Consider the following 14,906-nt stretch of genomic DNA (forward strand, 5'->3'; position numbering starts at 1 on the left):
GCACCACTTCCGGGCGGTGCGGCCCAGCCGCTGCACCGCCCACCCACCACGTTTGAGGAGGCTCCCCGTGAGCTCACTGTCATTGCAGGCCGCCGGTGCCGCGCGAGAGGCGATCGACACGAACGTCCCCCGCCTGGTCGCCGAGAATTTCGCGTCCAAGCTTTTCGCCCAGGACCCCGCCCTCTGGGGCGCCGCCGCGGAGCAGGAGGCGGCAGTCCGCCTCGGGTGGACGGACGCCGTGAGCGTCTCCCGTCCGCTCGTACCGGAGATCGAGGAGTTGCGGGACGACTTCGCCCGCGAAGGTGTCACGCGTTTCGTGCTCGCGGGCATGGGCGGTTCCTCCCTGGCTCCCGAGGTGATCACCCGCAGCGCCGGCGTGGAGCTGTTCGTGCTGGACTCCACCGACCCCGAGATGGTCACCAAGGCGCTCGAGGACCTCGAGCACACCGCGCTGATCGTCTCCTCCAAGTCCGGCTCCACGGTGGAGACGGACTCCGCGCGCCGAGTGTTCATCGACGCTTTCCAGCGCGCCGGGTTGGACGCCCCTTCGCGGATCGTGGTGGTCACGGACCCGGGCTCCCCCATGGACTCGGCCTCGCGTGAGGCGGGCTACCGCAAGACCTTCAACGCGGACCCGAACGTGGGCGGGCGCTTCTCCGCGCTCACGGCGTTCGGACTCGTGCCCTCCGGACTCGCCGGCGTGGACGTCGCGGCGCTGCTCGACGACGCCGAGGAGGCCGTCGAGATGCTGCGCGAGGACGACGAGAACAACATCGGCCTGCAGCTCGGTGCCGCCCTGGGCGGTACCTCACCGCTGCGCGACAAGATCGTGCTCGTGAACCAGGGCGCGCCGTTCGTGGGCTTCGCGGACTGGGCGGAGCAGCTGATCGCCGAGTCCACCGGCAAGTCCGGCACGGGCGTGCTGCCCGTGGTCGTGCACGACGGCGCCCCCGAGCTGACCTCCGGCGCGTCGGACGTGCTGGTCGTCTCGCTCGTGGCTGAGGAGGACATGGACCCCGAGCAGTCCGAGGGGGTGCGCGTGGCCGGTTCGCTGAGCGGCCTCATGATGGCCTTCGAGGTCGCGATCGCGGTGGCGGGCCAGCTGCTGGGCATCGACCCGTTCAACCAGCCGGACGTCGAGTCCGCCAAGGCGGCAACACGCGAGCTTCTGGCCTCCAAGCCCGAGCCCTCACCCGCGGCCGCCACGGACGGGGAGATCGAGATCCGCGGCGCCGAGGACGTGCTGCGCGGCGCGACCACCGTGCCCGCGGCCCTCTCGGCGCTTCTGGAGCAGCTGCCTGAGGACGGCTACGTGAGCGTCCAGGCGTACTTCGACCGGCTCGGCTGGACCGAGCTGGAGTCCGTGCGGGACGTGCTGGCGCGGCGCACCGGGCGTCCCGTGACCTTCGGGTGGGGCCCGCGTTTCCTGCACTCCACCGGCCAGTACCACAAGGGCGGTCCCGCCCAGGGTGTCTACGTGCAGATCACTGCGGCCACGGACACGGACGTGGACATCCCCGGCATCCCCTTCACCTTCGGCGAGCTCATCAACGCGCAGGCGGACGGGGACGCCACCGTGCTCGCCGAGCACCACCGCCCTGTCCTGCGGCTGCGGCTGCTGGACCGGGAGGCCGGGGTGGCCCAGCTGCTGCGCGCGGCGTCCGAGCTGTGATCCCCACCCGACAACCCGCGAACGGACGGCGAGCCTGTGCCTGAGAACACCCAACACAACCCCCTGCGTGATCCACGCGACCGGCGTCTGACACGCGTCGCGGCGCCGTCGGCCCTCGTCCTCTTCGGCGTCACCGGCGACCTCGCGAAGAAGAAGCTGCTGCCGGCCATGTACGACCTCGCCAACCGCAGCCTGCTCCCTCCGGCCTTCTCCCTCGTGGGGTTCGGCCGGCGGGACTGGGACGACGCCCAGTTTGCGGAGTACGTCAAGGAGCACGTCGCCGAGCACGCCCGCACGCCCTACAACGAGGACCTCTGGAACCAGTTCGCCTCGGGGCTGCGGTTCGTGCACGGCGAGTTCGACGACGACGACGCCTACGTGCGTCTCGCGCAGACGCTCGACGAGCTCGACCGCGACCGCGGCACCCGCGGCAACCACGCGTTCTACCTGTCCATCCCGCCCAAGACGTTCGAGGTGGTGTGCCAGCAGCTGGCGGACCACGACCTCGCGGACTCGCAGGACAGCAAGGGCTGGCGGCGGGTGGTCATCGAGAAGCCGTTCGGCCACGACCTCGACTCCGCCCGGGAGCTGAACGCGATCGTGGAGCGGGTCTTCCGCCCGGACAGTGTGTTCCGCATCGACCACTACCTGGGCAAGGAGACGGTGCAGAACATCCTGGCGCTGCGCTTCGCCAACCAGATGTTCGAGCCCCTGTGGGACGCCCGGTACGTGGACCACGTGCAGATCACAATGGCCGAGGAGATCGGCATCGGCTCCCGCGCCGGTTACTACGACGGCGTGGGTGCGGCCCGTGACGTCATCCAGAACCACCTGCTGCAGCTGCTGGCGTTCACGGCCATGGAGGAGCCGGCCTCGTTCAGCGCGCACAACCTGCGCCGGGAGAAGGCCAAGGTCCTCGAGTCCGTGGTGCTGCCCTCTGACCTCGGTGAGCACTCGGCCCTGGGCCAGTACACGTCCGGTCTGCAGGGCGGCGAGTTCGTCAAGGGCTTCCACGAGGAGTCGGACATCCCCGCTGACTCTCGCACCGAGACCTTCGCGGCCCTGCGCGTGGACATCAACAACCGCCGCTGGGCGGGCGTGCCGTTCTACCTGCGCGCGGGCAAGCGGCTCGGCCGGCGGGTCACGGAGATCGCGGTGGCATTCAAGAAGTCCCCGAACCTGCTCTTCCGGGACACGGACAACGAGGAGTTCGGCCAGAACGCCATCGTGATCCGCATCCAGCCGGACGAGGGCGTGACCATCCGCTTCGGCTCCAAGGTCCCCGGCACGCAGTCGGAGATCCGGGACGTCACCATGGACTTCGGCTACGGCCACGCGTTCACGGAGTCCAGCCCGGAGGCGTACGAGCGGCTGATCTTCGACGTGCTGCTGGGCGAGCCGCCCCTGTTCCCGGACCACTCCGAGGTGGAGCTGTCCTGGAAGATCCTGGACCCGTTCGAGAACTACTGGTCCGAGCACCAAGTGCAACCCGAGCCGTACGCGCCCGGTTCATGGGGTCCGGAGTCGGCCCACGAGTTGATGGCCCGTGACGGCCGGGTCTGGAGGCGACCGTGATTGTTCAGATGGAGAACACCACCGCAGCGAAGATCGAGAAGAAGCTCAACCAGCTGCGGGACGAGAACGGCGTGGTGACGCTCGGGCGCGTGCTCACGCTGGTGATCCTCGCGCAGGCGGGGCACTCGGAGATGGCGGTCGAGGCGGCGAACTACGCGAGCCACGAGCACCCGTGCCGGATCATCGTGCACGTGGCGCACTCGCGCACGGACGAGACCCGCCTGGACGCGCAGCTGCGCGTGGGCGGCGACGCTGGCGCGTCGGAGGTCATCCTCATGCACGGCTACGGCGACCTCGCCGAGCCCACGGAGACCCTCGTCTCCGCGCTGCTGCTGCCGGACGCCCCCATTGTGGCGTGGTGGCCGCACGACTTCCCGCAGAACCCCAGCGAGAGCTCGATCGGCAGGATCGCGCACCGACGCATCACGGACTCATCCCGCGCAGACGAGCCGTTCGCCTCGCTCACGCAGCTCGCGCGGCAGTACACCCCCGGCGACACGGACCTCGCGTGGACGCGCATCACGAACTGGCGCGTCCAGCTCGCGGCGGTCCTCGACCAGGTGGGCCCCGTTGCAGTCAGGGAGATCGTGCTCGAGGGCAACGCCGTGGCACCGTCCATGCTGCTGCTGGGCGTGTGGCTCTCGCAGCGGCTCGGGGCCAAGGTCACCATCCGCACGGACGGCTCCGGCCGGGCCCTGGACCGCGTTGCCCTGCTCACGGACCAGGGCGCCGTGGAGATCAACCGCCCTGGCCGCACCGTTGCCGTGCTCTCCCAGCCTGACCAGCCGGACCAGCAGATCGCCATGCCCGTGCGAGACCTGAAGACCTGCCTGGCCGAGGAGCTGCGGCGGCTCGACGCGGACGAGGTCTACGGCGAGGTGATCCGCGCGGGTCTCGACGCCGCGGAGGTCTGCACGGCGGCCCAGGCCAAACAGGAGGTGGGCGACGTCGTCGAGGCCGAGGACGCCGTCGTCGAGACCGGTTCAGAGCACATGACGGCGGAAGCAGCAGACCGGGGTGGGGCTGCTGCCCGCGACGGTGAGGGGGACACCTCGACGTCGGGGTCTGACGAGGCCGACGGGGCGGTGCGCCCATGAGCGCGACCCTGCCGCCCCAGCCGCGACTGGTCCCCCACGACGGGGAAGACCGCCTCGCGCGGGACACAGCCGCCCGACTCTTGGGGGTCTTGGAGGCCGCCCAGGACGAGCGCGGAGAGGCCACGGTGCTGCTCACCGGCGGCGGCATGGGCACGCGTGTGATCGGTGAGGTCGCCGCGAGCCCGGATGCCGCGCTGATCGACTGGTCGCGCGTCAACGTGTGGTGGTCCGACGAGCGCTTCCTCCCCGGCGCGGACCCCGAGCGCAACGGGGTCCAGGCCGCGGACGCGTGGGACGAGACCCTCGAGCTTGACTGGGACCGTGTGCACCCCGTGGCCGGTTCGGATGAGATCAGCACCGCCGACGAGGCCGCGGCCGACTATCGCGCGGAGCTTGCAGCGGCCGCGGAGGCCGAGGGCTCGACCGGGGACCTGCCGCACGTGGACGTCGCCCTCCTGAGCCTGGGTCCGGACACGCACGTGGCGTCCCTGTTCCCGGGGCGGAAGGACGTGCTGCGCACCGACGCGACCGTGTTCGCGGTCGCCGACTCCCCCAAGCCCCCGCCCGAGCGTGTGACGATGTCCCTGCCCGCGATCAACTCCGCGCACAAGGTCTGGCTGCTCGTCTCCGGCGCTCCCAAGGCTGACGCCCTGGCGAGCATCCGCCGTGCCGGTGTCACGCCGGTGGAGGCGCCGGGCAGCGCGGTCCGTGGCACTCAGGAGACCCTGTGGCTCGTCACCGAGGACGCGCTGCCGGGGGTACCGGAGGACCCGGACGGATCGTCCGCGCAGTCCGAGGACTGAGCAGGGGACCCGTGTTGGCCACGACGAAGGCCCGGACCGTGACGGTCCGGGCCTTCGCTCTGTGCCAGTGCCTGCTGGTTGTGACGTGGCGCTGCGTGGTGGATGCCGTGGAGCGCCTGCTCAGGCCACCGGGTTGAACCGGAGGACCAGCGCGTAGCCGACGATGGCCAGCACCCAGATGATCGCCAGCACGGTGGTGATGCGCACGACGTTCTTCTGCGCCGCACCGGAGGTGTTCAAGGACTGTGTCATTCCGCCGCCGAACATGTCCGACAGACCACCGCCTTTGCCCTTGTTGAGCAGGACGAACATGATGCACAGGATGCTCGTGACCACGATGACCGCCTGGAGGGCGATCAGGAGGATCTCCACGAAATGCCTCGATTCACATAGAACTGGGGGTGAGCAACGCGCCGACCGAAAGCTGACGCGACATCACTGATCGGTGACCAGGTGCTGCTCGAACCGTGCAATCTTAGCAAACTCCTCCGCATCGAGGCTGGCACCGCCCACGAGGGCACCGTCCACGTCCGGACCCGCCATGATGGAGGCCACGTTCGAGGACTTCACCGAGCCGCCGTAGAGCACACGGGTGGCGCGCGCGAACTCCGCGCCGTAGAGGCTCTCGAGCTCCGCACGCACGGCCTTCGCCATCTCCTGCGCGTCCTCGGGGCCGGCGACCTCACCGGTGCCAATGGCCCACACGGGCTCGTAGGCCACCACGAGGCCTTCGAGTTCGCCGGCGGTCAGCTCCGCGAGGCTGCCGCGCAGCTGCTCAAGCGTGTACTCCACGTGACGCCCGGCCTGGCGCTCCTCGAGCCCCTCCCCCACGCACAGCATGGGGGTGAGGCCGTGTCGGATCGCGGCACGGATCTTGTCCCGGCACTGCTCGTTCGTCTCGTGGTGGATGAGGCGTCGCTCGGAGTGGCCCACCAGTACGTAGCTGCAGCCGAGCTTGGCGAGGAACTCACCGGAGACGTCGCCCGTGTAGGCCCCCTTGTCCTGGTCGGAGAGGTCCTGTGCCCCGTACTTGATCTGCAGGCCGTCCCCCTCCACCAGGGACTGCACCGATCGCAGGTCCGTGAACGGCGGGAAGACCACCACCTCCGCACGGGAGTAGTCGTGCTTGGCGTCCTTGAGCGTCCACGCGAGCTTCTGGACCAGCGCGATGCCCTGCGTGTGGTCCATGTTCATCTTCCAGTTGCCCGCGATCACGGGCGTCCGGTCGAAAACTCCGTTGGTCTGCGTGGTCATGCTGAGACTCCTTCGCTCGGATGGCTGGTGCTTTGTGGGGCGCTCACGCGCCGAGGGCCACCACGCCCGGAAGCTGCTTGCCCTCGATGAATTCCAGGGAGGCGCCGCCGCCTGTGGAGATGTGGCCGAACTGCTCGTCCCGGTAGCCCAGGTTGCGCACGGCGGAGGCGGAGTCGCCGCCGCCGATCACGCTCATGGCGTCGGACGTGGCCAGCGCCTGCGCCACGGCCTTGGTGCCGTTGGCGAACGGGGCCATCTCGAACACGCCCACCGGGCCGTTCCAGAACACAGTCTTCGCCGCGGCGATCTTCTCCGCGAAGATCTTTGCGGACTCGGGCCCGATGTCCAGGCCCAGGCCGGAGTCGCCGATGGAGCCGCCCTCGATGTCCGCCACGGGGCGCACCTCGTGCTCAGCGTCCTCCGAGAAGTTCGCGGCGTAGACGACGTCCACGGGCAGCACGATCTCTGTGCCGGCCGCCTCCGCCCGGTCCAGGTAACCCTTGACGGTGTCGATCTGGTCCTTCTCCAGCAGTGACGAACCCACGGCGTGACCCTGCGCGGCGAGGAAGGTGAAGACCATGCCGCCGCCGATCAGCAACGAGTCCGCCTTGCCGATCAGGTTGTCGATCACAGCGAGCTTGTCGGAGACCTTGGAGCCGCCCATGACCACCACGAACGGGCGCTCTGGGTCCGAGATGACCTTGCTCAGCACGTCCACTTCCGTCTTCACCAGATCACCCAGGTAGCTCGGCAGCTCGTACGCGATGTCGTACACGGAGGCGTGCTTGCGGTGCACGGCGCCGAAAGCGTCGTCCACGTACGCGCCGTTCTCACCGGTCAGCGCGGCGAGCTCCTTGGCGAACTGCTGCCGCTCGGCGTCGTCCTTGGAGGTCTCGCGCGGGTCGAAGCGGACGTTCTCGAGCACCAGGATCTGGCCGTCCTCGAGCGCGTCCGACTTGGCCTTCGCGTCTTCGCCGACCACGTCAGTGGCGACGACTACGGGTGCCTCGGAGAGCTTGGCCAGCCGGTCAGCGGCGGGCTTGATGGAGTACCTCGGGTCCACGGTTCCCTTGGGCCGTCCCAGGTGCGCCATGACGATGACGCGCGCACCAGCCTCCGCGAGCTTGCTGAGGACGGGCAGGGACGCGCGCACGCGTCCGTCGTCCGTCACCGTGGAGCCGTCGAGCGGAACGTTGAGATCCGAGCGCACGAGAACTCGGCGCCCCGAGACCCCCTCGGCAATGAGATCGTCGAGCGACTTGGCCATGTCTGTCATCCTTTCCCTGGGGTGATCACGATCTGACGACAGTGGCGCCGGCACCCTCGGGGCACCGGCGCCACTGAACGGTCTGACTCAGAGCTTATCGGCCACGTACGAGACGAAGTCCACCAGGCGGATGGTGTAGCCCCACTCGTTGTCGTACCAGGCGATGACCTTGACCTCGTTGTCGATGACCTTGGTCAGCGGCGCGTCGAACACCGTGGAGACGTCGTAGCCCTCGATGTCCTTGGAGACCAGCGCCTCTTCCGAGTACTCGATGATGCCCTTGAAGGGGCCCTCCGCAGCCTTCTTCACGGCGGCGTTCACGGCCTCGACCGTGACGTCCTCGCGCACGTCCACGGTGAGGTCCACGAGCGAGCCCGTGGGGACCGGCACGCGGACGGCGAAGCCGTCCAGCTTGCCCTTGAGCTCCGGGAGCACGAGGCCCACAGCGGCTGCGGCACCGGTGGTCGTGGGAATGAGGTTCAGCGCGGCCGCGCGGGCACGGCGCAGATCCTTGTGGGGGGCGTCGTGCAGGCGCTGGTCACCCGTGTAGGCGTGGATGGTGGTCATCAGGCCGCGCTCGATGCCGAACTCGTCGTTGAGAACCTTGGCCAGCGGCGCCAGGCAGTTGGTGGTGCAGGAGGCGGCCGAGACGATGTTCATGGTCTCGGGGTCGTAGGATTCCTGGTTCACGCCGTAGACGAAGGTGCCGTCAACCTCCTTGCCCGGGGCAGACAGGACGACCTTCTTGGCGCCCGCGTCCAGGTGCGCCTTGGCCTTGGGACCGGTGGTGAAGCGACCGGTGGACTCGATCACGATGTCCACGCCGAGCTCGCCCCAGGGCAGCTTGGAGGGGTCAGGCTCGGCCAGGAACTTGACCTTGTGGCCGTCCACCGTCATGACGTCCCCGTCCAGGGAAACGTCCGTGCCGAGACGGCCCATCACGGAGTCGAACTCGAAGAGGTGCTTGAGCGTCTCCGGATCGGTGAGGTCGTTCACCGCGACCAGCTCGATGTCGTGGCCGTGGTGGCTGTACAGCGCCCGCGCGAAGTTGCGGCCGATGCGCCCGAAACCGTTGATGCCAACCTTGACTGTCACTGCGATCTCCTCTGTGTCGTGGTGCGGCAGGCCGCGGTCGTCATGGCCGCGCTACCGTGATGTTGGATCGAAACCAATCGGTCTCATTCCCACACCGCAGTGGCCGCCCATCGGGCGGTCCCGCCTGGTCTTTCGGCTCTATTCTACCGGGATCCGGGCCGCTGCGACAGTGGCAAAACCGAGTTTTCACGTCTCATTCACCTGACCCCACACAAACCCACATGAGGTCGGACCCGCCAAGAGGCCGCCAGTCAGGCGTTGGACCGGGCCGGGTCCGTCTGCTCGGCGTGCTCCGCACTCGCGTGGGCCGCGAACTCGGACGTGGTGGCCACGCCGAGCTCCTCCGCGCGGCGGTCAGCCATGGCGAGCAGGCGTCGGATCCGCCCCGCGATCGCGTCCTTGGTCAGCGGGGGCTCGGACAGCCTGCCCAGTTCGTCCAAACTCGCCTGCTTGTTGGCCACCCGTAGCCGACCCGCGGCACGCAGGTGCTCGGGCGCCTCGTCGCCCAGGATGGCGAGGGCGCGCTCGACCTTGGCGCCCGCGGTGACGGCGGCCTGGGCGGAACGGCGCAGGTTGGCGTCGTCGAAGTTGGCGAGCCGGTTCGCCGTGGCCCTCACCTCCTTGCGCATGCGGCGGTCCTCCCACTGCAGCAGGGCCCGATGGGCACCCAGACGGGTGAGCAGCGCCGCAATGGTGTCGCCGTCGCGCACGACCACCCGGTCCACTCCGCGGACCTGCCGCGCCTTGGCGAGCACGTCCAGGCGCCGGGCCGAGCCCACGAGCGCAAGTGCCGCCTCTGGACCCGGGCATGTGAACTCCATGGCGGCCGCCCGCCCCGGCTCCGTGAGCGAGCCGTGGGCCAGGAACGCTCCTCGGATCACGGCGGCGGACTCCTCCACACTGCCGTTGACCACCGTGGGCGGCAGTCCCCGCACCGGGCGCCCGTGGGCGTCCAGCAGACCCGTGCGACGGGCGAGGGCCTCACCGTCCTTGGCCACCCGCACCACCCAGGTGCGGTCGCGGCGCAGCCCCCCGCCGCTGATCACGCCGAGCTCGCAGTCGTGGCCGAAGACCTCTCCCACGGTCCGGGCCGTGCGCCGGGCCACGGACTCGGTGTCGAGCTCCGCCTCCACAACGATCCGTCCGCCCACAATGTGCAGACCACCCGCGAAGCGCAGCAGGGCGGAGAGCTCCGCGGCGCGCACGGCCGACTTGCGGACCTGCAGATGGGCGAGTTCTTCCTTGACCGAGGCGGTCAATGCCATGACGGACGATCTCCTTGACGCTAGGTGGACGGAGGGGTACGGGGCCGTCAGCCCCGCGCGTTCATGATCTGCTGGTAGGCGGCGGCCAGTTTGAAGGGGTTGTGCGCGGAGCTGCCGTTCTTCTCCCGCAGGGAGTCCCAGTGCACCTCCGCTCCCAGCTGGGCGGCCGCGGCCTCGACGTCCTTGGGCGACTCGGCCGCCGAGGGGTCCGCGAGGACGACGTCGAGGCGCAGCTCGGGCGCGTAGCGCTGAAGCACGCGCAGCTGGTCTCCCGAGCCCATGCTGAGGGTCTCCGAGTCCCGCGAGAGGTTGAGCGTGACGAGACGCTTGGCCGGGGACGCGCAGATCGCGTCCCGCAGCTCGGGCAGCAGCAGGTGAGGCAGCACCGAGGTGTGCCACGAACCGGGACCGAGCACCACCCACGCCGCCTCCTCGATCGCGGAGACGGCCTCCGGGCACGCCGGGGCGTCCGCCGGGCTGAGCCGCACGTTGCACACGTCCGCCTCCTTGGCCAGCCGGGACTGGCCGGTGACGGTTCGCACGATCTTCTCAGGGGGGCACGCCGTCGTCGGGCTGCTGCCCGGGGAGACATCTCCCTCGATCACGAGCGGCTCGCAGCTCATGGGCAGCACCTGGCCGCGGGCGCCGAGCAGCGCGCCGGCCCAGCGCAGACCTTCCACGGGGTCCCCGAGAAGCTCCCACAGCGTCACGATGAGCAGATTGCCGAGGGCGTGGTTGTCGAGCCCCTCGTCGGGGTGCTGCTCGACGCTGAAGCGGTGCTGCATGACGTCGCTCCACGTGCGGCCCCACTGGGAGTCGTCGCACAGGGCGGCCAGCGCCATCCGGAGGTCACCGGGGGGCAGCACGCCGAGGTCATCGCGCAGCCGGCCGGAGGATCCACCGTCGTCCGCGACCGTGACGACCGCCGTGAGAGCCGGCGCCAGCAGCCGCAGGGCCGAGAGGCTCGCGGAGAGACCGTGGCCACCGCCCAGGGCGACCACGGAGTCCGCGTCCGTGAGGGATTCTCGCGCGGAGGGGTCCAGGGAGTGGTAGGGATCCACGTCGCGGCGGCTGCTCAGCGGCAGCCGGGGCAACGCACCCGTCGAAGGAAATGTGCTCATGGGATCCGTCATGTCAGGGGGCGGGACTATTCGCGGCCCATGTCCCGGTGCTGGATGTTCACAGTCACCCTCGGGGACTTGCCAAGCCTCCGGGCGACCTCCTCGGTGATCGCGACCGAGCGGTGCTTGCCGCCCGTGCAGCCGATGGCGATGGTCGCGTAGTGCTTGCTCTCGGTGCGGTAGCCCGCGAAGACCGGTTCGAGCATGGCCACGAAGCGGTCCACGAAGGTCTGGGCGCCCTCGTTGCCGAAGACGTAGTCCCGCACCTCGGGATCCTTGCCCGTACGGGGGCGCAGCGCGGGGACCCAGTGCGGGTTGGGGATGAACCGCACGTCCGCCACGAAGTTCGCGTCCGCGGGCACCCCGTACTTGAAGCCGAAGCTCATCACGGTCAGGCGCAGCACCACGGGCCCGCTCGTGGAGAACATGTCCGCCACGGCCCGGGTCAGGGCGTGCACGTTGAACGAGGAGGTGTCCAGCACCGAGTCCGCCGTCTCGCGCAGGTCCTTCAGCGTCTCCCGCTCCGCCCTGATCCCGTCCAGGATCCGCCCGCCGCCCTGCAGGGGGTGGGGCCGGCGCTGGTGCTCGTAGCGCGAGACCAGCACCTCGTCCGACGCCTCGAGGTAGAGCACCGAGAACTCGACGCCTGAGGTCTCCAGCGCGGCCAAGGTCTCCTTCATGTCGTTGAACAGGGCCTTGCCGCGTACGTCGATCACGACCGCCAGCTTGGGCAGGGTCTGCGGAGCGCGGCACGCCAGGTCCGCGAGAGTGCCGAGCATCTGTGGCGGCAGGTTGTCCACCACGTACCAGCCCAGGTCCTCCAGTGCGTTCGCGGCCGTGGAACGGCCCGCGCCCGACATCCCGGTGACGATGAGCAGCTCCGTCGTGGGAGGCTTCACCGGCTCCAGCGCGTGGTGTGCGGCATCCGGGGGTGGGGTGCTCATGGGGTAAAGGACCGCCTGATCTGCCGACTGCAAGGTTCCCCCCAGGGTAGACCAGTTTCACGTCAGTCGAGCAGCTCTCCGGTCTCCGTATCGATCACGGGCTCGCGGACGCCGGACTCCCGGCCGCCCAGGGCCTCCGCGACCTTCACCGCCAGCGCGGGGCCGAAGCCGTTGACCTCGAGGATCTCCTCCGCGGAGGCCGCCCGCAGCTTCTTGACCGAGCCGAAGTGCTTGAGAAGTGCCTTCTGCTTGGCCGGGCCCAGCCCCGGGATCTCGTCCAGTGCGGAAACCGTCATGGCCTTGGAGCGTTTCTGGCGGTGGAACGTGATCGCGAAGCGGTGGGCCTCGTCCCGGACCCGCTGCATCAGGAACAGCCCCTCGGAGGCGCGCGGCAGGATCACGGGGAACTCGTCGTCCGGCACCCAGACCTCCTCCAGGCGCTTGGCCAGGCCCACCACGTGCACGTCCGTGACGCCGAGGTCGTCCAGTGCCCGCTGGGCGGCGGCCACCTGAGGCGGGCCGCCGTCCACGATCACGAGGTTGGGCGGGTAGGCGAACGCGCGCGACGTCGCGTCCTCCGTGTCCGCCTCGACCTCCCCCGTGCTCACGCCCTTCTCCTCGGCGCGGCGCTGCTGCTCCACGTGGCGGGAGAACCGGCGGTGGATCACGTCGTACATGGAGGCGGTGTCGTCCCGGGCGGCGTCACCGGTGATCGAAAACTTGCGGTACTCGGACTTGCGGGGCAGTCCGTCCTCGAACACGACCATGGACGCGACAACATTGGTGCCCTGGACGTGGGAGATGTCGTAGCACTCGATGCGCATGAGCGCGTCCGGCAGCCCGAGCGCCTCCTGTAGCTGCTGCAGGGAGGCGGACCGGGTGGTGAGGTCTCCCGCGCGGCGGGACTTGTGCAGCGCCAGCGCCTGCCGGGCGTTCTCCGCCACGGTCTCCAGCAGCTGCGCCTTCTCCCCCCGCTGGGGCCGCTGGATGCTCACGTGCGAGCCGCGCAGCTCGCTCAGCCACCCGCGCAGCTCGTCCGTCTCGTCCGGCTCCGCGGACACGTAGACGGTGCGCGGGATGGTGTCCTGGCGGTAGGCGAGCTCGGAGGTCCTGCGGTGCTGGCCCACCACGTCCTCGCTGCCCTGGGCGGCACTCCTGCGCCGGGTCCGGGCGGGCTGCGCGAGCCCGGACTGCGCCTCCCCGTAGACCTGCTGCAGCAGGTTGGTCATCAGCTCGGCGGTCGTCACGTCCTCGACCTTCTCTGTGACCCACCCACGCTGGCCACGGATGCGCCCGCCGCGCACGTAGAACACCTGCACGGCGGCCTCGAGCTCGTCCTCGGCGATCGCGAAGAAGTCCGCGTCCGTGCTGTCCGGCAGAACCACCGTGTTGCGCTCGAACGCGCGCTCCAGGGCGGCGACGTCGTCCCGCCGGGCCGCGGCCGTCTCGAAGTCCATGCGCTCGGCGGCCTCGTTCATCTGGCGCGTCAGCTCGCGGATGTACGGCTTGGCGTGCCCGGCCATGAACCGGCAGAGGTCGTCAGCGAGCTCCCGGTGGTCCTCCCGGGAGATCTCCCCCACGCAGGGTGCGGAGCACTTGTCGATGTAGCCCAGCAGGCACGGCCGGCCGCTGCGCTCGGCCCGCTGGAACACGCCCTTGGTGCACGTGCGCACGGGGAACACCCGCAGCAGCGCGTCCAGGGTGTCGCGGATGGCCCACGCCTGGGAGTAGGGGCCGAAGTAGCGGTTGCCCGGCTTCTTCTCCCCCCGGGTGACCATGGCGCGCGGGACGTCCTCGGACATCGTCACGGCCAGGTACGGGTAGGACTTGTCGTCCCGGTAGGCGATGTTGAACCGCGGCGCGAACTCCTTGATCCACGTGTACTCGAGCTGCAGGGACTCGAACTCGGAGCCCACCACGGTCCACTGCACCGCGGCGGCCGTGGTCACCATGGCCCGCGTCTTGGGCGCGAGCTGGTTCAGCGGCGCGAAGTACGAGGACAGGCGGTTGCGCAGGTTCTTGGCCTTGCCCACGTAGATGACGCGGCCGTGCTCGTCCCGGAAGCGGTAGACGCCCGGATTGGTGGGGATGTCCTGTCGTGCCGGCCTGTAGCTTGCCGGATCAGCCATTCCCCAGGTCCCTCTGCGCCGACGGCGACACGTTGTAGACGTCCTTGCGGGGCTGGCCCGAGAGCCCGGCGATGGTGTCCATCACCTGGGCCACGAGATCCTTGCGCATCCGCCCGGTCTGGCGCATGCCGGCGGCGGGCACGGTGATGGGCTCCCCCACGTGCATCTCGAACTTGGCGGGGCGGATCATCGTGGCCCCCGGGGGCTGCAGCCGCTGGGTGCCGATCATGCCCACCGGCACCACGGGAGCGCCCGTGAGCAGGGCGAGGTAGGCGACGCCGGAGTGGCCCCGGTAGAGGTAGCCGTCCCGGGAGCGGGTGCCCTCCGGGTAGATCCCGAAGACCCGGCCCTGCTGCAGGTGCTCGACCGCCGGCTGCAGCGCGGCCACGGACTCGCTCTGCAGCCCGCGGGCCACCGGGATGATGTCGATGAACTCGAAGGCCTGACGCATCAGGCAGCCCTTGATCCCCGGGCTGTTCACGTACTCGGCCTTCGCGATGAACTTCACGCGGCGCGGCATGAACGCGGAGATGATGACCGAGTCCAGGAAGGTGAGGTGGTTGGAGGCGATGATGACGGGCCCCGTCTCGGGGAGCCGGTCCACGCCCGTGATCACCGGTCGGCAAAGCAGCTTGAGGGTCCGGGCCACCGTGGCCTTGGTCACGTCGTACTTGGTGATCATCG

General features: G+C 69.7%; 13 protein-coding genes. 4 read left to right on the plus strand and 9 right to left on the minus strand.

Annotation, left to right across the window (positions count from 1 at the left end; all coding sequences use genetic code 11):
• The first annotated feature begins 67 nt into the window (after positions 1-67).
• From ABD264_RS01770 to pgl, 4 genes are read left to right on the plus strand one after another with little or no spacing between them, the layout of a single operon-like run.
• A complete protein-coding gene (locus ABD264_RS01770; RefSeq protein WP_290499769.1) occupies positions 68-1,672 on the plus strand; it encodes a glucose-6-phosphate isomerase in 1,605 nt (534 codons plus the stop codon).
• A gap of 36 nt (positions 1,673-1,708) precedes the next feature.
• Positions 1,709-3,247 (plus strand): glucose-6-phosphate dehydrogenase, encoded by a 1,539-nt coding sequence (gene zwf / locus ABD264_RS01775; protein WP_344203822.1) that lies wholly within the window; start codon positions 1,709-1,711, stop codon positions 3,245-3,247.
• Entirely contained in the window at positions 3,244-4,344 is a 1,101-nt protein-coding gene (locus ABD264_RS01780) for a glucose-6-phosphate dehydrogenase assembly protein OpcA (RefSeq protein WP_313960153.1), read from the plus strand. Before zwf ends, ABD264_RS01780 begins: the two co-directional genes overlap by 4 nt.
• The gene (gene pgl, locus ABD264_RS01785) at positions 4,341-5,147 is read left to right on the plus strand and encodes a 6-phosphogluconolactonase (RefSeq protein ID WP_344203825.1); all 807 of its coding nucleotides are present in this window, start codon (positions 4,341-4,343) and stop codon (positions 5,145-5,147) included. The genes ABD264_RS01780 and pgl overlap by 4 nt, the downstream gene beginning before the upstream one ends.
• A 120-nt stretch (positions 5,148-5,267) precedes the next feature.
• On the opposite strand, the gene secG is transcribed toward pgl, so the two are convergent.
• The 9 genes from secG to ABD264_RS01830 form a co-directional block, all read right to left on the minus strand.
• Positions 5,268-5,519: a preprotein translocase subunit SecG gene (secG, locus tag ABD264_RS01790; protein ID WP_144942656.1), complete on the minus strand. Its 252-nt coding sequence runs from the start codon at positions 5,517-5,519 to the stop codon at positions 5,268-5,270.
• Positions 5,520-5,582: 63 nt separating this feature from the next.
• Entirely contained in the window at positions 5,583-6,401 is an 819-nt protein-coding gene (tpiA, locus tag ABD264_RS01795) for a triose-phosphate isomerase (protein WP_094394033.1), read from the minus strand.
• 43 nt (positions 6,402-6,444) lie between these two features.
• Positions 6,445-7,668, minus strand: coding sequence for a phosphoglycerate kinase (locus tag ABD264_RS01800; RefSeq protein ID WP_144942655.1), 1,224 nt, complete (start codon positions 7,666-7,668; stop codon positions 6,445-6,447).
• An 87-nt stretch (positions 7,669-7,755) separates the two neighbouring features.
• Positions 7,756-8,763, minus strand: a complete 1,008-nt coding sequence (gene gap / locus ABD264_RS01805) for a type I glyceraldehyde-3-phosphate dehydrogenase (protein ID WP_144942654.1) — start codon at positions 8,761-8,763, stop codon at positions 7,756-7,758.
• Between the two features lie 251 nt (positions 8,764-9,014).
• Entirely contained in the window at positions 9,015-10,028 is a 1,014-nt protein-coding gene (gene whiA / locus ABD264_RS01810) for a DNA-binding protein WhiA (protein ID WP_144942653.1), read from the minus strand.
• Positions 10,029-10,075: 47 nt separating this feature from the next.
• Complete coding sequence (locus ABD264_RS01815; protein ID WP_144942652.1) at positions 10,076-11,149, minus strand: gluconeogenesis factor YvcK family protein; 1,074 nt, start codon at positions 11,147-11,149, stop codon at positions 10,076-10,078.
• A 26-nt stretch (positions 11,150-11,175) separates the two neighbouring features.
• On the minus strand, positions 11,176-12,093 hold the full coding sequence (rapZ, locus tag ABD264_RS01820; RefSeq protein WP_144942651.1) for an RNase adapter RapZ: 918 nt from the start codon (positions 12,091-12,093) through the stop codon (positions 11,176-11,178).
• Between the two features lie 62 nt (positions 12,094-12,155).
• Positions 12,156-14,222, minus strand: a complete 2,067-nt coding sequence (uvrC, locus tag ABD264_RS01825) for an excinuclease ABC subunit UvrC (RefSeq protein ID WP_303106434.1) — start codon at positions 14,220-14,222, stop codon at positions 12,156-12,158.
• Positions 14,215-14,904, minus strand: a complete 690-nt coding sequence (locus tag ABD264_RS01830) for a lysophospholipid acyltransferase family protein (protein WP_145009186.1) — start codon at positions 14,902-14,904, stop codon at positions 14,215-14,217. Before ABD264_RS01830 ends, uvrC begins: the two co-directional genes overlap by 8 nt.
• Positions 14,905-14,906 lie beyond the last annotated feature (2 nt).

This window comes from Kocuria salsicia (assembly GCF_039532055.1).
GTDB classification, from domain to species: Bacteria; Actinomycetota; Actinomycetes; order Actinomycetales; family Micrococcaceae; genus Kocuria; species Kocuria salsicia.

Excerpts from the sequence above, each read along its gene's own strand:
- pgl (WP_344203825.1), top strand. The coding sequence starts at position 4,341 with ATGAGCGCGACCCTGCCGCCCCAGCCGCGACTGGTCCCCCACGACGGG.
- tpiA (WP_094394033.1), bottom strand. The coding sequence starts at position 6,401 with ATGACCACGCAGACCAACGGAGTTTTCGACCGGACGCCCGTGATCGCG.
- ABD264_RS01800 (WP_144942655.1), bottom strand. The coding sequence starts at position 7,668 with ATGGCCAAGTCGCTCGACGATCTCATTGCCGAGGGGGTCTCGGGGCGC.
- whiA (WP_144942653.1), bottom strand. The coding sequence starts at position 10,028 with ATGGCATTGACCGCCTCGGTCAAGGAAGAACTCGCCCATCTGCAGGTC.
- ABD264_RS01815 (WP_144942652.1), bottom strand. The coding sequence starts at position 11,149 with ATGAGCACATTTCCTTCGACGGGTGCGTTGCCCCGGCTGCCGCTGAGC.
- rapZ (WP_144942651.1), bottom strand. The coding sequence starts at position 12,093 with ATGAGCACCCCACCCCCGGATGCCGCACACCACGCGCTGGAGCCGGTG.
- uvrC (WP_303106434.1), bottom strand. The coding sequence starts at position 14,222 with ATGGCTGATCCGGCAAGCTACAGGCCGGCACGACAGGACATCCCCACC.
- ABD264_RS01830 (WP_145009186.1), bottom strand. The coding sequence starts at position 14,904 with ATGATCACCAAGTACGACGTGACCAAGGCCACGGTGGCCCGGACCCTC.